The sequence below is a fragment of the Bacillus sp. FJAT-29814 genome (genome assembly GCF_001510715.1).
GTDB lineage: Bacteria > Bacillota > Bacilli > Bacillales > Cytobacillaceae > Neobacillus.
The window spans coordinates 470,034-489,751 of record NZ_LMTJ01000003.1 but is presented as its reverse complement, the minus strand read 5'-3'; the positions used below and the strand labels follow the sequence as shown (position 1 = coordinate 489,751).

Here is a 19,718-nt window from a genome sequence, read left to right as displayed (position 1 = left end):
AAACCCATTATGATTTTTACCATAATGGGTTTTTGAAAAATGCTATTTTACTCTAACCGGCACTACTCTTTGGCCAATTGCCGCAATCAATTCAGGCGGCATTGGGAAATTCAATGCGGCCGGGTCTTTCATGACTGCCGGAATGGTTGCCAATAATGCTTCCTCGCTGATATTGAATTCCTGGAAATCAGCCGGGAGGCCGACCTTATGCTGGAGGAGACGGACTGTATCGACCACTTTTGCCAAAGCAGTTTCTGCCGTATCGTCTTTCACATCCACGTCAAGGGCTTGTGCTAATTCAAATACTCGCGGCAGATATAGCTGCGGGACAAGCTCCATCACAACCGGCAGGAAAACGGCGTTCGCCAAACCATGTGGGATGCGGAACATCGCACCGTAGGCATGGGCCATGTTATGAACCGGAATCGCGTTTAACGCGAAGCTGAATGCTGTAATACCCATTAAGCTTGCCTGTAGCAGATCCATCCGTGCTGCAAGGTTTCCGCCATCGGCTACGGCCACCGGCAAATTCTTCTCAATCAAGCGTATCGCATGCAACGCATAGGCGTCCGTCAAGCCAGTGGCTGTCGGTGAAGCGAGCGCCTCAATTGCATGTGTCAGGGCGTCAAAACCGGTAAACGCTGTGATTCTTGGCGGCAGGCCAACTGTTAAGTCCGGATCCAAAATCGCGATATCCGCGGCAAGGAAGGGATTGATGATATTTGTTTTCATTTGAATTTCTTCATTATATATAACGGCAATTGGCGAGACCTCCGATCCTGTACCCGCAGTAGTCGGGATCGCAATATGCGGAATCGGGATATGGCTAGCTTGCGGGAACGATTCATACACAAAGCCGCCGGGAATTGCTTCTTTAATATCGGTCAATCCCTTGTGGAGCGCATATTTGACTCCCTTGACGGTATCCAGCACACTACCACCGCCTACGGCCAGAAGGCTGTCGGCCCCAACTTCCTTAGCATACTGAACCGCTTCATTGACGCAGCTGCTTTCTGCATCCTGCTTAATATCAAGATACATCCCAACTAATTCAGGACCGCTGCCATGACCGGTCAGGTTAAAAATCGAGGCGACTTTTTCAACAACCCCTGCTTTCTCCAAGCCTCTATCACTTAAAAGCAGAACACGCTTAGCACCAAAACCGGCAAACAGGCTCGGAACCATGGCCCGCGCGTTGGACCCGCTATTAATTGCCGTGCGTAAACCGAACTGGGATAATGTTGTTTTCATTTCCATCTTCACCTCTTCCTTAATTTTGGCCAAATAAGAGTCCGTACCAAGGGCGTCTTTCTATTTCCGAAGTCATCGATGTATGAACATGCTTCACCTGGGTATAGGCATCAAGTGAATGCTTGCCCATCTCCCGTCCGATGCCGCTTTGCTTATATCCACCAAACGGGGCATCATTACGTAGCATATGCCAGTCATTAATCCAAACGACGCCAGCCTGCAGCTTCCGCGCGACTTCGTATGCCTTATTGACATCACGGGTCCAAACACCGGCAGCCAGTCCATAAATCGTATCATTCGCCATTTTAATCGCTTCGTCCACATCAGAGTAACGAATAACAGCCAAAACTGGACCGAAAATTTCTTCTTGGGCAATTTTCATATCATTGGTGACATTTGTGAAGATAGTTGGCTCAATGAAATGACCTTCTTCGCAGCCAGGAACCTTCACTTCCTTGCCGCCGCAGGCAAGCGTGGCTCCTTCTTTAAGCCCGGTTTCAATATAGGAAAGGATGGTTTCTTTTTGCTTTTTTGAGATGACTGGTCCCATATCAGTTGTCGGGTCAAGCGGATTGCCTAGTTTCAATTTGCTTGCTAATGCGACAAGACCTTCAACGACCTGATCATATAATTTGTCCGGAACAAACAGCCGAGTGCCGGATTCGCAGAACTGTCCGGAGTGGAGGAATACTCCGAATAAACTTCCCGGCAGCGCGAGGTTTAGGTCGGCATCCTCGAGGATGATGTTAGGTGATTTCCCACCCAGCTCGAGCGTTGTGTTTTTAATCGTGCCGGCAGCAAGGCCCATAATTCTCCTGCCAACTTCAGTGGAACCCGTAAAAGCGACCTTGTCGACGTTCGGATGGCTGACGAGCGCTTCGCCTACCTCCGACCCCGGACCGGCAACGACGTTGATGACCCCTGGCGGCACCACTTCGGAAATAATCTCGGCTAGCTTTAATGTTGACAGCGGTGTATTGGTTGCCGGCTTGATGACAATCGTATTCCCCATTGCTAATGCCGGGGCAATTTTCCAGCAGCCGATTACCATCGGATAGTTCCATGGTGTAATAGCGGCACAAACCCCAATTGGCTCCCGCCAGATAAAGTTTTGTGCCGGGCCCGGGAATGGCGGTACTGGAAGCGGTTCTGAAAACGGATATTCGACCAGGAATTTCGCCATCGTTTGGAACAGGTCAACCATTTGCAGGATATCGCTGCCACCGATGCGGCGGACAGTGCCACCGGAGCTGATAGCTTCGAGATAGGCCAATTCCTGACCATTTTCGGCGATTTTATAGGCAATCGCATTCAGGACTTTGGCTCGCTCTTTCGGGTTCATGTTTTTCCAGTCACCCTGATCAAACGCGTCGCGGGCGGCTTGAACGGCTCGATTAACGTCTTCAACGGTACCTTTGGCTACCTTTGCCACCAACTCCCCAGTCGCCGGGTTGAATACATCGAATGTTTCATTGCTGGCTGATGGGACCCACTGGCCATTAATAAAGTGGGGAAATGTTTGCACCTCAACATTTACAGTCATGATTGAATCCTCCTTTTAATATAGTAAAATTAAAGAACCCCAATCTCGCTTTCTGTCACTTTATAAATCTCTTCGATTTTCTTGCCGCGGGCTCGTGCCAATACGTCCATTCTTACGGCCAGCTGCTTCATCGTAAAATTCATCACATCATCTGGATTTCCGCCAAAGGAACTAACTTCCTTACCTTGGATCCCATCTTGGTTGAGCTGAATCGACAATGGAGCCAGTTCTCCCATCTTTGCCGCAATAAATTCATAGAGATGGGGATGTTCACAAATCAGTCGCTGCAGTAGGAATGTGCCATAGCCGATATGCCTTGACTCATCCCGCTTTAAATGACCAATCCCCTCCATAAGCCCCGGCATAATACCAGCTGCCTCCAACGAATTATAGAAGGAGAAATATCCCGTTTCAGCCAATACTCCTTCGACAAACATGTTGTACACCACCGATGCCTCGGCAATGGCTTCAGGGGACTGGTCAGTCACCAGACGTTCCATTGCTGTCGGAAGAATCTCATAAAATATTTTTTTATAAGTATTGGAATGGAAATGGGACAGGTCCCCTGTTTCGCCAAGCGCATTTAACACCCTACGGAAAAATTCGGTATGCTTCGCTTCCTCGAACAAGAAGGTCGTTAAGAACATTTCCTCCTCAAGCCGGCCCTCTTTGGCAATCGCCATCATCAATGGCAGCAAGTCTAAAGTAACCGCTTCTTCACCAGCCTGGAACAGAGACAGAAGTCTTAGGATATCCTCTCGCTGTTCCGCGGTCATCATCTTCCAATCCTCGGCATCCTTCGAAAAATCAATATCCGCCGGGTTCCACGTCCCCACCCGCTTGGCTTTTTGGTACAAGCGATACGGGAAGGAATCCTCCAATAATCCCCTTGTGCTGGTTGTCAAAATCGTTCTTTTTTCCATGACAAAATCTCCCCTCAAATACATCTTTTATGAAAAAAATGCTAACATGACACTTCCGAGAGTACTTACCCATTATCCGAGAGTAAAGGAAACTTATCCGAGAGATAAACAATCTTATCCGAGAGTAATCAACACCAATACAAGCGTGCTAACGAATCCCAATATCCGCCGCTGTTTTCCTAAGATGTGTCTTCAGAATTTTCCCGACACCGTTTCGTGGCAGCGCCTCCATAAACACAATATGCCGAGGGGTTTTACGTTTTGAGAGATGTTCCTGACAATAACGGATCAGCTCTTCCTCGGTTACTTGGCCATCTTGCTTCTTCACGACACAGGCCACCATTTCCTCACCCATTCGCTCATCGGGGATCCCAATCACGGCTGCCTCGGCCACCCCGGCATGAGCATTCAAAATTTCCTCGACATCTCTAGGATAAAGGTTAAAGCCGCCACGGATAATTAAATCCTTCTTACGGTCGACAATGTAAACATAATCCTCATCATCCTGGCGGGCCATATCGCCGGTGAATAACCATCCATCCCTTAACACTCGCTGTGATTCCTCCAAGTTCTGAAAATAGCCCGGTGTGACGTTATCGCCACGGACAATTAACTCGCCCACCTCCCCGCGGGGAACCTCGACACCGTTATCATCGACGATTTTAACTTCAACCCCGGGAATTGGAATCCCGACTGACCCCGGTTTAATTTCAAGGCCCTTTCTGTGTGCGGTCACAACCGGTGCAGCTTCAGACAAACCGTAGCCTTCATACACCTTGGCGCCAAACTTTTTCTCGAAGGCATGGAGCAAGGCGACAGGAAGCGGAGCAGAGCCGGAACCCACCGATTCAAGGCTAGTTGTGTTATATTGGTCCGCTTGCGGGTACGATACGAGTGCGTATATCATGGCCGGAACGGCAGAAAATGATTTAACCTTGTATTTTTCAATGGCGGCCAGCACCTCTTTTACATCAAACGAGGAAAATACGACAATGGAACCGCCTGTCAAAAATGATACATTGGAGACTGTTAACCCATATACATGAGCAAGCGGTAGCACACCGAGAGTGGTGCCACGTTCGGTCTCGTTATGCTTTGCCGAATTATCCGCATTGGAATATAAATTTTTATGGGTTAACAAAACCCCTTTTGGATTCCCGGTAGTTCCTGAGGTGTAGAGAATCACGGCAGTGTCTTCCGGTGTGACATCATCGGGTACGGTATCGTCTTCCTTGCCCATAACATCATAGAAGTTCCTCGTCCGATCATCGCTTGGACGGTCAACTACAATCGCTACGGGTCGCGTCGGCAATCCTTCCAGCGATTTTTCAACATTTTGAAGAACATAGGAGGAGGTAATAACTACTTTTGCCCCGGAATTAAGGGCAATATAATGAAGTTCCTTTGGATGGAGCATGAACATGACTGGAACAATGATAGCCCCTGCCCGAGTGATCGCCTGGTAAGCAATCAGGACTTCCGGACAGTTGGGCAGACAAACCATGACGCGGTCGCCCTTTTTAATTCCCAGTCTTCTTAGGCCGTTGGCAAATTGGTCGGCGAAGTTTTTTGTTTCGACATTTGTGAGGGTCCGCTCTTTGAAAAATAAAAACGGATACTCGCCAAATTCAGCGATATTATTTTCAAGCAGGTCCTTAAGCTTCACTAAATCCTCTCCTCTTTAAGATTTTTATTGCATTCATGACAGTATAGATCAAAGAGAATCCAAACAAAATTATTTTGAAAACGCTATCATTTTCTTGGTAGTTTTTACAAAAGAGAAGTAGAAACACTCCTTTCGTACTAACTAGTTGGTATGTAACCAAGTTTTAATATATACAAAATTTTCTAAATATACAATATTTATCGTTAGACAAATTTCTCGGTAGTTTTAGTAGACTATGAACCTATCAATGAACCTCCCGCGATTGAAATCACGGGTTTCTGGGTTGGTGCTAATGCACATTGACCACATGTGGCTGGGAACACACAGCCGCTATACCGTTGGCAAAAGCCTTCGGCACTACTTTTCTTACAATATTACATGCAGCATTTACATCTGCATGAATCAAAATATGATTTTGAGAACGATATAACCCGCGGTAGATTCGTTTCCCACTGAAGACATGTTGTTCATCCCCCACTTTATAGGTCGGAATGAAGTCTTCATCTAGAAAACTGGCCTTTGATGTGTAGCTTTCTTCGGTGATCATCACGGAAATGCCCTCAGCGTGAGCCTTATACATAAGAAGTTTAATTAATATTGAATGTGGGACTTGAACAAAATTTTGATTATTTCTCTTTCCTAAGTTTACTTCCTGCTTCCATCCAGCATTTTTGCCTATAATGATGGTATCTATTTCGTTCTCCTTTGCCATTTTAATGATGTTACAACTGATTTTATGGAATAAGTCTTTGATTTGGTTATTTCTTTTACTATCTAATTTTAGTAATCTTTTTGAGTAATAAGCCCCTATATTTGTATTCTTTCCATTCCGAAGAACTGCGTAATAGTAGGCACGCAGCTTGTTGTACCATTGATTAATAGATTTGATTCTTCCACCATTAAACAGAACAGGCGTTATGCCTGTGTTCGTGACAATGGTTGCGATGTTATTTAAGCCCAAATCAATGCCCATGCAACTCTCCAGCTTGGCATTTATTTCTTTCTTTTCTCCTAATAAGTAGATGATTTCAACCACATATTGTCCATACTTAGGTACAACTCTCACTTGTTGTAATTTACCATTATTACTAGCTAGCTTCCCAGTATTCATGCGGGATTTTGTTTTAGGGAACCTGAGGTATTTCCCATCGACCATTTTGCATATTTGATTAGAAAGGGTAATTTCCTTTTGTCCATCTTTTGCTAAATATCGCGGTATTTTGGGTCTCCCTTTATACTTTTCAGGATTCAATTTATAATCCTGTAAGCTTTCGAAAAAACTCTGCCAGTTTTGTATGACATTCCTAATCACTTGCTGGTTAATTTGACCTGGTAATGAACAGTAATCTTGTTGTTTCATGGTTTTAAAAAGGCAATCAAGAAAGTTATAACCAAGAAACGAATGTTCTTTTGTTGGGAGGTCAAACAAATTTAATTTGATTTCTTTCCTTTCCTCCTCAGGTTTTGCCATCTCCTTTTTCATTTTCTTTTCCCAACATTTCCTTTGGTTTTCGTTCATTTTATCAATGTTATTAGAAATGGTTGCCATTACTTCTTGTTGAAGTGGTTGCCATTCTTTTTCTTGTTTTAAAGCCGTGTATACTTGGCGGATATAGAAATTAGTAGTATTGTATAGATTTTTTCCATTTGAACATAGATTAGCAAAATAAGGGTAGAGCTTGTGCCCTTTTTTGATGATTATTTGATAGGTCCTGTACTCATTCTCCAATTTTTGTCACCCCATTAATTATATTGTACCAAACATACGTTCTTACGTCTAATGATACCTATTTTTTTACAAAAAAAGCGAAACTGTATCACGTCACTGAAGTAACGGGTGTTAGTTTCGCATTTTTCATAAAAGAGCGCTCATTTCCTAATACACAAATTATTCAATGCACATATTCATACCTAAAAGTGAAATATACCATCACTGAATACAGAAAAGGATTAATGCCTCTCCTCGAGTCAATGCATAAATGGGGGCTAACACATTTAGAGCACTTAAACAGGCTTTACGGGGAAAATCAACGGTCGCAAGGAAAGTAAAAAAAAGAGCCATTCAGCTCTTTTTTATTTATTCTTCTTGAAACTGCACTGTAGTTTTAAAAATATCCGTGATAACTATTCTAATTGACCCGTAATTTTACCGAAGATTTCATTCCAACTCATTGGCTTCTCACTTTCAATAGGCGGAGTGCCAACAACATTTTGATTAATGGGCATTAGTGGCTCGACAAATGTAGATGCCACGTATGGACTTGAAAAAAAGCCGACCACTTTTAAGGTTTCGGACCCAATGTTTCGGATATTGTGTGGAACCATTTTAGGAATAACAGCCATTTCACCCTTGGTTAATTGCCCTATTTCATCATTGACAGTTGCTTCCGCTTTTCCCTCCAACACCAGTATGATTTCTTCAGCACTATCTGAATGTGTGCCGAGATTGTTTCCAGATTCGATCTCGAAATAAACAACGGAAAGACTCGTTGTGCCAGTGCTTTTATAGAGCGGAAATGCGGTCCTTTGTCTTGTCGCTGGATCGTTTTCAAACCATCCTTCTAAAAATTGCAATGAGTTTAAATTTGCCGTAATCATTCGTAGCCTCCTGCTCGATATTTTTAATTAATTGTATGAAACATTACCTAAAAATCGAACAAGATTTCTGCGACAAATTTACTATTTTTTGAAAGGATTAAAGAATAATGGTCACTCACAACGTATTCTTCATTTGATTTTGTGAGATTAGATTCTTTCCCCTTACATCCTGTGACGGAGCCATTTGACCTTTTTTTAACTTCAAAAAACCCGTCGAAGTTAGCACCCCTAAGATCACCAGAATTGTTCCTACTATTTGAGAAATGGTTACAGCCGTTCCGGTAATGATGGAGATTATCATTGTTACAACAGGAACTAAGTTAAAGAAAAGCGAGGTATTAGCTGCTCCAATCGTTTCTAACCCTTTATTCCACCACAAATAACCTAGGACACTGGTGAAGACCGCCATGAATAATATGGCTCCCCAAGCTGGGATCGTAACTTCTGACAGAGGCTGTGGACTCGGTAAAAATAGGGACAATACAACAAGACAAATGGCTCCGACAATCATGGTATAGGTGGTTGTTTCCATAGAAGAACTTTGACTTAAATACTTTCTGCCTAATACCCCGTATAATGCCCAACATACATTTCCTAATAAGATAAGACAGTCTCCAAAGGATATGGAAAGAGAAGTAAGAACTTCAAATGAACCTTGAGTTAATACCAATATTACACCTACGAATGCAAAAATAATTCCTATTATCTGCCTAATAGCAATCCGTGTTTTTACGATAAAATAAGCTAAAATGGTAGTGAGTAAAGGATTCGTAGCCATAATTAATGCTCCATTTAAAGGAGAGGTATATTTCATCCCTAGAAAGAATAATGAATTAAAGCCAAAAACACCTATGATCCCTAATACGGTATACATTCCAGCATATTTTTTAACGATGTCCCATCTTACTTTCTTTTGTATGCCAATAATGAGAACCATCAAAACGGCAGCGATACCAAACCTCCACCCTGCTGCACTTGCTGCAGAGAAATAATGGAGGGAGAATTTTGTAAGATTGAAAGTAGCACCAGTAAAGACGGCAAACCCAAGTAACATGGCATACACTTTATCCTTCATCTTTGTCCCCCTCGATCATTTCTTGATAAATGAATAATTTTTCTTCTGTCAGTTTAATAACATTTTCAATTTCTTCCCTTTGTTGCTGTAAAGTTAGTAAATGCTTTTGCAAAATGTGAATTCTTTTTTGTACCTTTGTGCTTCTTACTTGCTGCGAATCCTCACTTTCCAAAATACATCCGTCCAGCAAAAATTCTTGAATATCCTCTAAAGACATTCCCGTATTTTTCAGGACTTTCATAAACCGAAGCAAACGAACATCTCCTTCCGTGTATGTTCGTTTGCCATTATGTCTGGCCAGATTAGACAATAAACCGATTTTTTCGTAGTAACGTAAGGTATGAGGAGAAAATCCCGTTTCCTTTGATACTTCTGAAATACTGTACATAACATCACCTCTGTTACCATGCTACAACTTAGAGTTAACTCTAAGTCAAGGGGAAATATGTATATAATTTAAAAAACTTACATTTTCCGCTTATGGACAACACGATTGGTTTTTTAATCTTTCAAGCTCTTCTTCTATCCTTACTGGGTCGATCCGTTCAAACAATGGTTCTACCTTTGCCAAACGCTGCGATGGAACAACAAACGCCCTCCATTCTGTTTCTGTTATATTGATCATTTCCTTCACTTTACTGCTTGAAAAAGGAAGGAATGGAGTCAGGACTTGTGCTATATTCGCAATAAGGTAAACACAATCTGCCAGAGTCTGTTCGCAAGACTCGTGATCATCCTTAATTTGTTTCCAAGGTTGTTGTTCGTCAAAGAATTTGTTGCAAAATCTAACCAATTCGAATACTTTTTCCAGTCCTTGCTTGAAGGCAGTGGATTCTATGCAATGGCCAACCTCATCATACAGGCGATTTACTTTATCTTGAATAGTTGGCGTGATGTCTTTTTCAGGAATAACACCACCAAATGACTTTTCAATAAATTTTAAAGTCCGATTGACGAAGTTTCCGTAAGCCCCTAATAACTCACTATTATGGCTGTAGATGAATTCCTTCCATGAAAAATCAGCATCTCGGTTCTCTGGAGCGTTGATGGTTAAGAAATAGCGAATCGAGTCCGGGTCGTACCTTTCCAAAATATCTGGAACCCAAACGGCCCAATTCTTGCTTGTCGATAATTTCTTCTTTTCCAACGTCAAATACTCATTTGAAACGATATGAGTCGGCAAGGGCGCCTTTCCAAGACCTGCAAGAATTCCAGGCCAAATAATCGAATGGAATGGGATATTATCTTTACCGTGAACATAATACGATTCAGTAGAAGAGCTCCAAAAGTGTGAATCATCGCTATTTGTTTCCTTCGCCCATAGTTTGCTTGCTGTATAGTAGCCTGAAACAGCCTCAATCCAAACGTAAATTTTTTTATCCTCATATCCAGCAACGGGAACACTGACCCCTATCGGCAAATCCCTTGAAACCGCTCGATCCTGGAGCCCTTCTTTTAAGTAGCGTTTCGTGAGGGAAATCGCATTTTCTCTCCATAAATTCTTGTCCGCTGCTTCCCGAGTATAATTCTCCAAAACTTGTTGAAACGAGCTTAGTGAAAAATAAAAGTGCTCCGTAAATCTCGCAGTAGGTTCATGACCGCAAAGTTTGCATTTTCTTTCGAGTAGATCAAGCGGCTCCAATATGGTAGAACAATGGTCGCATTGGTCGCCACGAGAACCTTCCTTGCAAACTGGGCAAATTCCTTCCACATAACGGTCAGGCAAAAACTGCTGGCAATGTTCACAATAGGTTTGTTCAATTTCCTTTTTGTAAATCAGCCCTTTTTCCAGTAATTCTAAAAAGATCTCTTGAACAATTTTATGATGATGGTCCGTGTCGGTCCTTGTATAAGTATCGTATGAAAATCCTAATCTTGAAAAACAATCCACGAATTCTTTGTGGTAACAGTCTGCAATCACTTTTGGGGAAACCCCTTCTTGTTTTGCCCTCACTGTAATCGGTGTTCCATTACAATCGCTTCCTGAAACATACAACACCTTTTCTCCCTTTAACCGGTAATATCTCGCCAGAATATCCCCAGGCAACAAACTTGAAATATGACCTAAATGCAAGGAGCCGTTCGCATAGGCCCATGCCCCACCAATAAAAATACTCATAAATGATTACCTCCAAAAATTTAAATGAAAAAACAAAAAAACCTCGCCTTAACTGTAATAGTTAAGGACGAGGTTTGAATTCCGCGCGGTACCACCTTAATTTGCAAATAGCTCACACCATTTGCCTCAACAAGTACGGAGTAGACAAACTACTCTTATACTGTGACATTGATAACGAGTGCCAAATCCCGTCGTATCCTACTTATACAAAAGTACGTTCAGTACGAAGCTCAGAGACCATTGTTCAAATGCATGTTTTTGCTTCTTCTCAGCTACCGAAGCTCTCTGGTGAAAAACAACATCATCTTACTTTTTCTCTTCATTGCCTTTTTTTGATAATTATCAATAGTCTAGTAAATAATTTTACAGAAGTCAATAAGAATATTACTAGAAATAATAAACGATTTTGCAGCAACAAAACCCTACATTCCCTTTTGTTGTTCCATCACATTCCTGACAAACAATGCCCTGTTGCGATAAATAACTGCGCTTACAATGGCCAGTAATAACCCGGAAATAACAAAAACCATTCGTATTCCCATCAAATCTGCCAATATCCCCATCACAAGCGAACCAACGCCAAAGATCCCTGATCCAATCGCGCCTAACGAGGTATAGACAGTTGACAGTTGTTCTTTTGGGACACTGGTTTGGATGACGGTTTGCTGCGGAATATTTTTCAACTGCCCAAACAAGCCTACACACAGTGATAAAAACAGAGCAACGATTGGAATATTATTGAGTCCGAACAGAATTGTGATCATACAGCTTGCCGACGAACCAACGAAAATAAACACACCCAACTTTTCTTCAATCACAGCAGAGTATTTAACGCAATAAATGCTTCCAAAAATCAATCCTATGAAGAATGCACCGTTAATATATCCCCACCATTTTTCATCCACATGCAAGGCAACATTGACAAACACATAGAGAATCGCTGCGATCCATACCGTTCCGGCAATCGTTTCGAAAACGTCGATCCAAGCAATCTTTCTTAAAACCGGGGTTTCAGATAAGGTTTTCCAGCCTTCCTTTATCTGTTCTACCTTTCCTTTTGACGCAGATGGTTGGTGAGTGACGTTTTCTAACAGACATAACAACACACTCGAAATAATAAATAAACCGCCAACAATCCAAACAAGCTGCTGTGCACTTACAATAACTAAAAACAAGCTGCCTACAAACCACATCACGGCCTGGATGATTTGAGCAACCATTTCAGCAATGCCATTTGCTTTTAGTAAACGTTCAGGTTCCACATAATGCGGAATCAATGTCTGTCGAATGGGATTGGCACATCCGTCAAGAAAGGCAATCAAGCCGATCATGAGAAAAATAAAATAGTAGTTCGATGCCGTTATTCCCATTAACATAAATCCCAGAATGAAAAGCAAAACCGTTTTTCCCATTTGGGACCCAGCCAATAACCACGTCAAATTGACCCTTCCAATTAAAAGCGGTGTCAACAGGCTAGAAATAAACATCGATGTAGTGATCGTAAAGGGAACAAAGGAAGCAGACGTTGCCGAAGCAGTTAATGCAAAAATCGTACTGATTACACTCACGATATATAAGATATCGCCAATATCGGCGAGAGACTGACCGCAAAGCAATAACGAAAAGTTCCGATTGTATTTCATGTTATCCCCCAATTTTTATAAAATGTGAATCGAGGGGAGATCTTAAATTGGACTGTGCATTGCCACATACTCCTTTGAATAACAGATCAGTCTGGGGGATGTAGACTGATTAAAAATTTTTATAAACAATACGCACTTATTTCATATTTTTTGGCTCTTCATTTATACCTTATTGTATTAACGCCCATCTACTTCAAGTACATTCTCTTAAAATTAGTTGTCAAAAAGGATTTGCAGAGAAACATTCTCTTTAACTAAGGAGAGTTTCAGCAAATTGTACATCTGAAATTACCTTTATACCATTTCTTCGTAATAAAGCAGCAGTAACACCCATACCCTCAATTTTTTCACCATCGAATTTGCCATTATAGATTCTTAAACTGCCGCAAGATGGGCTATTTTCCTTAAGAACGACTATCGTGGCATTTATTTCTAAAGCTTTTTCGAGTGCAGCATAAGCGCCTTTTATGAAAAAATCCGTAACATCTTTCCCTAATTGATTAACGACTTTAGCCTTTCCATCGAGTACATCTTCTCCGTTGCCACCGATAATTTCAGCAGGTTCTCTAGGTGTTGATAATCCGCCAAGCACTTCAGGGCATACCGTAATGGCTTTCCCTTCCTCTACAAGTTTCGTTATTTCATTTCTTAAACAGTGCCCACCGTCATATCTTACCAGCAACCCCGCTAAGCAAGAACTCACTACTATCAAAAGTCTGACCCCCTTAAGGATAAATCTCATACAATATATTTTATCAAAAGTTTATGATTGTAAGTTAGCAAAAACAGCACTTAGTATACTGTGGAAATTTTTTTGCAGAAGGAAGCTACAATGTCGACTCTGTCGACAATATATCTCTAAGTAATCTCTGTAGTAATCTCTGTGTAATCTCTGGTCAAAGTGACGTGTTCATTCTGAACAGGTGTTTATAGCATATTGCTCGGTCCATGCACGCATTTTGCCTAGCCCATGGTGGCAGTTTGCTTCTTATGGGACTTTCACACATTGATAATAAGTCGTATAGCCTTTGGTTTTATCCATTTTCGTGTTTATATGATTACGGTCAAAGGATTTTACCACCCCTGCCATCTTTTTTACCACTCAATAGCAGAGAATTTACCGGCAATTGCCTGGCTCTTTACCACTAGAAATTTTCTATAAAAAATTCCCCTACCTATTCAATCAATGGCGGGGGAATTCTATTAATTATATAAAGCTTTTCTTCGACGAGGCCAATCCAAGGTAGCACCAGAACCCTTTAAATGGCCTGCAAATGGATTATTTACAATTCGGAATAGTTGCAATATAATGAACCTATCGGATAGGTCAATAGGCCGATAGCTTTAGGTAGCCTTTCAAGTAAAGCGAAAGAGGGAACCATAATGAAAAGTTTGAAAAAGGTCACTTTACACGAAAGAGTTGTAGAAGCGATTCAGCTGTATATCAAGGAAATGAATATGATGAAAGGGGATAAACTGCCTTCCGTCAAAGAGATGACCGAAAAGCTGAATGTGAGCCATTCTTCTTTAAGGGAAGGTTTAAGGGTCCTAGAAGCAAACGATATGATTGAGGTGATTAATGGAAAAGGAATTTTTGTAAAGGATACCTCGCTCCGGTTCGAAGCGAAAATCGAGGTAGAAAATGAAAAGGCTCTTCTGCTGAATGTCATAGAGGTGCGCCGCCTCCTTGAGGGGAAAGCTATTGAACTTGCGGCGATCCGCGCTACAGAGGAAGAACTCGAACAGATGGAGAAATATCTATCCGAAGCCATCCGTTTAAGTGATTTGGGAATGGAGTCGTCGAAGGAAGATTGGAGTTTCCATAAAATGATTTACCAAGCTTCCCATAATCCTGTCCTGGAAAGTGTAGCAGAATCAGTGTCAACAATCTTCAATAAGCTGTGGAGCAGGCCTTTCGGGATTGATAAGATTTTTGAAGATACATACCCGTTGCATCAAATGTTATTTGAGGAAATCAAACGTAGAAATCCGAAGAAAGCCCTTCAGGAGTTTCATAAGATGATTGACATGACCGAGGAGACCATCAAAAAAATCTAGAAACGGGGAATACAGATGAATGATCAGCATATTTGCACCCATTTAGGCGATGAGTACGAGCGCTTCCACGGGGCAGTTGTCCCGCCGGTCTATCAAAACTCGCTATTTGTCTACCCTAATTTTGATAGTTTTGTAGAAGCCATGCAGGACGAGCAGAATAACTACCTATATTGGCGCGGGAAAAACCCTACCGTTGAGATCGCCGAGAAAAAGATAGCCGCCCTTGAAAAAGGCGAGAAATGCAAGTTATTCAGTTCCGGAATGGCATCCATCACATCGGCCATCCTGACATTTGTCAAGTCGGGCGGCCATATTTTAAGCGTCAGCAATATCTATGGCCCGGCCATAAAGTTTTTCAAATACATCGAGAAATTTGGCATTTCCCACACAAACATCCAATCTACTTCTTTAGAAGACATTGAAAAGGCCATTACACCATCCACCCGATTAATCTATCTAGAAAGCCCTACCACCATGACATTTCAATTAGTTGATTTACCCGCAGTTGCAAGCTTGGCAAAAACAAACCATATTCGCACCATTATTGATAATACGTGGGCGACGCCCATTTTTCAAAATCCACTGGAATTTGGCATCGACATTGTGGTTCATTCCGCCTCCAAGTATTTAGGTGGCCATAGCGACATTGTCGGTGGCGCCTTGATTACCAGCACCGAGATCATGAACCGCCTTTTCTACGATGAGTACCAATTATTTGGGGGAGCGATGCCTCCATATGAGGCCTGGCTGTTGACCAGAGGCCTGCGCACACTGCCGCTCCGCATGAAGGCCCATCAAGAAAGCGCCAGGCAGGTTGCCGAATTTTTGCAGGTGCATCCGGCAGTCAAACAAGTATTCTATCCTGGACTGCATGACCACCCAGATTATCAACTTGGGCAGAAATTATTAAAGGGATATTCCGGTTTATTCAGCTTCGAATTGAAAGCGGATTCATTTGAAAACGTGAAAACTTTTATTAACGGACTAAAGTTATTTAAGATTGGCGTTTCCTGGGGCGGCTTTGAAAGCCTGGTTTTATCACCTAATTATGGTTACAACACGGAATCCTTGTTGCAATCCCATATCAGCCCGGGACACATCCGCATTTCAGTGGGTCTTGAAGAATGCAGCGATTTAATTCAAGACCTTGACCAAGCACTGGCATTGGTATAGAGAGTTTAACTCTTTATATATAAAAATTTAGGGAGGGTTAATTTTGAAGGCTTATAGAAAAATTGGAGCATGGATTGGTTTAGTCATCCTGCTGCTGGGCATTATCTCGGGCTGCAGCAGCGAAACGTCCAGCAAAAAGGATAGTGAAAAGAAAGATGGCACAGTGACACTGAAAATGATTGAGAGTTTAACAAGTCCGGCGAGAACGGCTTTATTGAAGGACATGATCAAGCAGTTTGAAACTGAGAATCCAAAAATCAAAGTGCAGCTGATTTCGCCGCCTCTGCAAAGCGCCGATGAAAAAATTACGCAAATGCTGATGGCGAAAGAGGACATTGATGTTCTTGAAGTTCGCGACCAAACCGTTAAACAATTTTCCAATAACAAATTTATCGAAGACCTCTCTAAGTATACAGGCAGCTGGGAGAATTGGGATTCGTTGAACGATGCCGCTAAACACGGCGCAACATTCGTCGATAAAACACCTTATTTCATCCCATATGGAATTTATGAAAAAACATTATTCTACCGCAAGGATTGGTTTGATGAAGCCGGCCTGAAGGCACCGGAAACATGGGAAGATTTATATGCTGCGGCCAAGAAATTAACGGACCCTGCCAAAAATCGCTTCGGCTATAGCTTCAGGGGCGGTGCCGGTTCTTCCGACTATGTTGAATTTACGACCTGGGCATACTTAGGAAGCAAAATCAATCCATCTGATGGCTATTTTACCCAAGATGGCAAGCCAATGTTCAACGCACCGGAAGCCAAGCAGGCATTGGAAATGTTCGTAAAGCTTTATAAGGATGCATCACCGCCGGACTCCATCAACTGGAGCTACCCTGAGATGGTGCAAGGTTTCACTTCCGGACAGACCGCGATGCTGATTCAAGATCCTGAGGTTATTACGACATGCACGGAGAATATGAAAGAAGGCACATGGGCAACGGCCCCGCTTCCTAAGGGACCAGAATCGAAAGTAGCCCAACAGACCTTGGGAACAGCGGGATGGGGAATTTCCTCCTACTCGAAAAAGAAAGATGCCGCCTGGAAGTTGATTGCCTTCTTGTCCAGTCCGGAACAAAACCTGAATTTTGCCAAGAAAAATTCACTCATACCGATTCATAAGAGTGCTGGCGAAGATCCATTCTTCAAAGAAGGATATTTCGCAGCCTATATTGATATGAACTCCAAACCGGATGAGTATTTAATCGCCGATCGGCCTGTAGATTATAAGGGCTGGGGACAGTTCCGGGCAGATGCTGAAAAGGATATTCAATCCTTGCTCCTGAAGAAGTCCTCTACTGACGATGTATTGAAGAAGTGGGCGGATTACTGGCAAAAGGAAAAAGACCAGAAGGGCAAATAATAACCACAGTATCCTTTAGGATGGGGGGACAGCCGGGCCGTTCTCCCCTCCTTTTAAAATGACCAATTCAACTGGATGAACATGCGAGGTGAACCGTTTTGAAACTGCAACCCAATACAGAAACGCCGCGGCTGAAGCCGGCTTTTAAAATGTCCAGGCATGGACTCTTTATACTTCTGTGTCTATTGCCTGCCCTATTGCTCGTCTCCATCTTTATCTATTACCCTTTGCTTAAAGGGTTGGTAATGTCTTTTCAAAACTATACATTATTTGACCTTACCAATATTGACTTTATTGGCCTGCAGAATTTCAAGGATATCCTTGCCGACCCCAACTTTAAACAATCATTGACGAATAGTGTTTACTGGGTCTTTATTTCGTTATTTTTCCAAGTATCGATTGGCTTCGTCCTTGCCTTGATGCTGCGCAGGCAATTCCGCGGGCGGGGCGTGTACCAGGCGTTTGTGTTTTTCCCATGGGCGATGTCAGGGTTTTTGATCGGGCTGATTTGGCGGTGGATGTTTAATGGCCAAAGTGGCGTCGTCAATGATTTGCTCCTGAAGATGAACCTGATTGACAACCCGATTCCATTTCTTGCCGACCCCAAATGGGCCATGGCATCTGTGATTATCGCGAATGTTTGGTACGGCATCACCTTTTTCGGGATCATGATCCTTGCTGCCCTGCAATCGATTCCCGAAGATCTGTATGAAGCGGCCAAAATGGATGGGGCGAGTAGCTTCCAGCAATTGACGAGAATAACGATTCCCTATATCATTCCAACGCTTACGGTCACGATTCTATTAAGGGTCATCTGGATTCTCAACTTCCCGGACCTGATTTATTCGATGACAAACGGCGGACCTGCGGGGTCGACCCACATTTTATCGACGTATATGCTGGAAAAAGTCATCTATGATCAAAATTACGGACAAGCTTCTGCAATCGGCATTGTCATCATGATTCTGCTGTTATTCTTCACCATCTTCTATTTGCTGGCAACAAAGATGAATAAGGCGGGTGACTTCTAATGAAAAAACAGTTTAATCTTTGGTTCCTGACAAAAATAGTTGTCCTCGGCTGTTTTCTCTTGTTTACCGTCTTTCCGTTGTATTGGATTTTTGTTACGTCATTGAAACCAAGGAAGGACATGTTTACCCTTCCGCTGCAGTATTGGCCGAAAGAGCTGACCTTCGACAATTATGTCAATATCTTTGGCATTTCGAGCTTTGGCACTTATATTGTCAATAGTTTAATTGTTTCGGCGGTTGCCGGACTATTTTCCTTATTGATTGCCATTTTAAGCGGATATGTCTTGGCCCGCTTCCACTTTAAGGGGAAAAACCAGGTCATCTTCGCCTTTTTGATTACACAAATGATTCCAATCTTTATTGCGCTGGCTCCACTCTACTTACTGATGTCCAAATTGCAGTTGTTGAACCGGCTGCCCTCACTGATGTTGATTTATACGGTGATGATGATTCCATTCTGCACCATCATCATGAAAGGCTTTTTCGAGCGGATTCCTTCCACATTGGAAGAAGCAGCCATGATTGATGGGTGTTCAAGATTGACGGCCCTTTTCAAAGTGATTATCCCGGTTATGCTCCCGGGGATTACAGCCACGTTCATCTTTGCATTTGTTCAATGCTGGAATGAATTGTTCCTGGCCGTGATGTTCATCGATGAGGAAGGCTCGAAGACGATTCCAGTAGCGATGAATTCGTTCATTTCCAAATTCGATATTGACTGGGGCGCCATGTCAGCCGCTACCGTCCTCTCCGTCATCCCAACCCTGTTGTTATTTGCCTTCGCACAGAAGTATATCGTTGAAGGGATGACACAGGGGTCTGTTAAGGGGTAAGTCTTGGGACGGCGCTTTATAGGGACATGCAGAAAAGCACAACTGGCTGAAAGGCTGGTTGTGCTTTGGTGTTTTGTGTAGAGTATGAGCTTACAGATACGGGGTCCAATATATTCCTGAAAAAACACCAAAAAGTAAACCAAAACAAACGATTAATAAAATTGCTCTTATATCCCGCCACAATAGGATTTTCTATCTTAAAATGCAAAGAATTTTACCATCTAATTAATCACTTAGATAAAATGCCTCTTTTCCACTTCATTACTTCCTTTTATTCACAACACCAGTGGAACTATGTCAAAAGTGACAATTTGTTTTCATACTCTTAAACCGTTTATTTTCTATTAGAATCTTATGATTTAGCAATTATATAACTGCAAGTTAAAATTCAGGTTTATGTAATTAAAAAGTCTATGCCTCGATAATTTTCGCAGAA

Annotated in this window: 16 protein-coding genes and 1 other annotated feature; of the genes, 5 read left to right on the top strand and 11 right to left on the bottom strand. The window is 42.4% G+C overall.

The window, feature by feature from the left end; genetic code table 11:
• Nucleotides 1–42: 42 nt before the first annotated feature.
• From AR334_RS10090 to AR334_RS10040, 11 genes are all read right to left on the bottom strand, one after another.
• Nucleotides 43–1,251 carry an iron-containing alcohol dehydrogenase gene (locus AR334_RS10090; RefSeq protein ID WP_066309435.1) on the bottom strand — a complete coding sequence of 403 codons (1,209 nt, stop codon included), beginning with the start codon at nucleotides 1,249–1,251 and terminating at the stop codon, nucleotides 43–45.
• 19 nt (nucleotides 1,252–1,270) lie between these two features.
• Entirely contained in the window at nucleotides 1,271–2,794 is a 1,524-nt protein-coding gene (locus tag AR334_RS10085) for an aldehyde dehydrogenase (protein ID WP_066309162.1), read from the bottom strand.
• Nucleotides 2,795–2,823: 29 nt separating this feature from the next.
• A complete protein-coding gene (locus AR334_RS10080) occupies nucleotides 2,824–3,717 on the bottom strand; it encodes a R2-like ligand-binding oxidase (RefSeq protein ID WP_066309156.1) in 894 nt (297 codons plus the stop codon).
• 148 nt (nucleotides 3,718–3,865) lie between these two features.
• On the bottom strand, nucleotides 3,866–5,383 hold the full coding sequence (locus AR334_RS10075; RefSeq protein WP_066309151.1) for a long-chain fatty acid--CoA ligase: 1,518 nt from the start codon (nucleotides 5,381–5,383) through the stop codon (nucleotides 3,866–3,868).
• A 289-nt stretch (nucleotides 5,384–5,672) separates the two neighbouring features.
• Nucleotides 5,673–7,112, bottom strand: coding sequence for an RNA-guided endonuclease TnpB family protein (locus AR334_RS10070; RefSeq protein ID WP_066309137.1), 1,440 nt, complete (start codon nucleotides 7,110–7,112; stop codon nucleotides 5,673–5,675).
• A gap of 395 nt (nucleotides 7,113–7,507) precedes the next feature.
• Nucleotides 7,508–7,981 carry a cupin domain-containing protein gene (locus AR334_RS10065; protein WP_066309129.1) on the bottom strand — a complete coding sequence of 158 codons (474 nt, stop codon included), beginning with the start codon at nucleotides 7,979–7,981 and terminating at the stop codon, nucleotides 7,508–7,510.
• A 115-nt stretch (nucleotides 7,982–8,096) separates the two neighbouring features.
• Nucleotides 8,097–9,056 (bottom strand): DMT family transporter, encoded by a 960-nt coding sequence (locus AR334_RS10060; RefSeq protein WP_066309121.1) that lies wholly within the window; start codon nucleotides 9,054–9,056, stop codon nucleotides 8,097–8,099.
• On the bottom strand, nucleotides 9,046–9,444 hold the full coding sequence (locus tag AR334_RS10055) for a MerR family transcriptional regulator (protein ID WP_066309112.1): 399 nt from the start codon (nucleotides 9,442–9,444) through the stop codon (nucleotides 9,046–9,048). The genes AR334_RS10060 and AR334_RS10055 overlap by 11 nt, the downstream gene beginning before the upstream one ends.
• A 90-nt stretch (nucleotides 9,445–9,534) precedes the next feature.
• Nucleotides 9,535–11,175 (bottom strand): methionine--tRNA ligase, encoded by a 1,641-nt coding sequence (gene metG / locus AR334_RS10050; protein ID WP_066309111.1) that lies wholly within the window; start codon nucleotides 11,173–11,175, stop codon nucleotides 9,535–9,537.
• A gap of 60 nt (nucleotides 11,176–11,235) precedes the next feature.
• Nucleotides 11,236–11,507, bottom strand: a binding site (T-box leader).
• A gap of 90 nt (nucleotides 11,508–11,597) precedes the next feature.
• The gene (locus tag AR334_RS10045) at nucleotides 11,598–12,818 is read right to left on the bottom strand and encodes an MFS transporter (RefSeq protein WP_066309108.1); all 1,221 of its coding nucleotides are present in this window, start codon (nucleotides 12,816–12,818) and stop codon (nucleotides 11,598–11,600) included.
• Nucleotides 12,819–13,068: 250 nt separating this feature from the next.
• Complete coding sequence (locus AR334_RS10040; RefSeq protein ID WP_066309106.1) at nucleotides 13,069–13,530, bottom strand: DUF523 domain-containing protein; 462 nt, start codon at nucleotides 13,528–13,530, stop codon at nucleotides 13,069–13,071.
• 671 nt (nucleotides 13,531–14,201) lie between these two features.
• On the opposite strand from AR334_RS10040, the gene AR334_RS10035 reads away from it, so the two are divergent.
• The 5 genes from AR334_RS10035 to AR334_RS10015 all read left to right on the top strand — a co-directional run bounded on the left by AR334_RS10035 (nucleotide 14,202) and on the right by AR334_RS10015 (nucleotide 19,282).
• Entirely contained in the window at nucleotides 14,202–14,876 is a 675-nt protein-coding gene (locus AR334_RS10035; RefSeq protein ID WP_066309104.1) for a FadR/GntR family transcriptional regulator, read from the top strand.
• A 15-nt stretch (nucleotides 14,877–14,891) separates the two neighbouring features.
• Nucleotides 14,892–16,049, top strand: a complete 1,158-nt coding sequence (locus AR334_RS10030; protein WP_066309100.1) for a PLP-dependent aspartate aminotransferase family protein — start codon at nucleotides 14,892–14,894, stop codon at nucleotides 16,047–16,049.
• A 43-nt stretch (nucleotides 16,050–16,092) separates the two neighbouring features.
• The gene (locus AR334_RS10025) at nucleotides 16,093–17,418 is read left to right on the top strand and encodes a sugar ABC transporter substrate-binding protein (RefSeq protein WP_253701251.1); all 1,326 of its coding nucleotides are present in this window, start codon (nucleotides 16,093–16,095) and stop codon (nucleotides 17,416–17,418) included.
• A 149-nt stretch (nucleotides 17,419–17,567) separates the two neighbouring features.
• Nucleotides 17,568–18,449 (top strand): carbohydrate ABC transporter permease, encoded by an 882-nt coding sequence (locus AR334_RS10020; RefSeq protein ID WP_066309430.1) that lies wholly within the window; start codon nucleotides 17,568–17,570, stop codon nucleotides 18,447–18,449.
• A complete protein-coding gene (locus AR334_RS10015; RefSeq protein WP_066309098.1) occupies nucleotides 18,449–19,282 on the top strand; it encodes a carbohydrate ABC transporter permease in 834 nt (277 codons plus the stop codon). The genes AR334_RS10020 and AR334_RS10015 overlap by 1 nt, the downstream gene beginning before the upstream one ends.
• Nucleotides 19,283–19,718: the final 436 nt, after the last annotated feature.

Bases quoted from the DNA above. Each gene is read 5' to 3' on its own strand.
- AR334_RS10090 (WP_066309435.1), bottom strand. From the start codon at position 1,251: ATGAAAACAACATTATCCCAGTTCGGTTTACGCACGGCAATTAATAGC.
- AR334_RS10085 (WP_066309162.1), bottom strand. From the start codon at position 2,794: ATGACTGTAAATGTTGAGGTGCAAACATTTCCCCACTTTATTAATGGC.
- AR334_RS10080 (WP_066309156.1), bottom strand. From the start codon at position 3,717: ATGGAAAAAAGAACGATTTTGACAACCAGCACAAGGGGATTATTGGAG.
- AR334_RS10065 (WP_066309129.1), bottom strand. From the start codon at position 7,981: ATGATTACGGCAAATTTAAACTCATTGCAATTTTTAGAAGGATGGTTT.
- AR334_RS10060 (WP_066309121.1), bottom strand. From the start codon at position 9,056: ATGAAGGATAAAGTGTATGCCATGTTACTTGGGTTTGCCGTCTTTACT.
- AR334_RS10055 (WP_066309112.1), bottom strand. From the start codon at position 9,444: ATGTACAGTATTTCAGAAGTATCAAAGGAAACGGGATTTTCTCCTCAT.
- metG (WP_066309111.1), bottom strand. From the start codon at position 11,175: ATGAGTATTTTTATTGGTGGGGCATGGGCCTATGCGAACGGCTCCTTG.
- AR334_RS10045 (WP_066309108.1), bottom strand. From the start codon at position 12,818: ATGAAATACAATCGGAACTTTTCGTTATTGCTTTGCGGTCAGTCTCTC.
- AR334_RS10035 (WP_066309104.1), top strand. From the start codon at position 14,202: ATGAAAAGTTTGAAAAAGGTCACTTTACACGAAAGAGTTGTAGAAGCG.
- AR334_RS10030 (WP_066309100.1), top strand. From the start codon at position 14,892: ATGAATGATCAGCATATTTGCACCCATTTAGGCGATGAGTACGAGCGC.
- AR334_RS10020 (WP_066309430.1), top strand. From the start codon at position 17,568: ATGTCCAGGCATGGACTCTTTATACTTCTGTGTCTATTGCCTGCCCTA.
- AR334_RS10015 (WP_066309098.1), top strand. From the start codon at position 18,449: ATGAAAAAACAGTTTAATCTTTGGTTCCTGACAAAAATAGTTGTCCTC.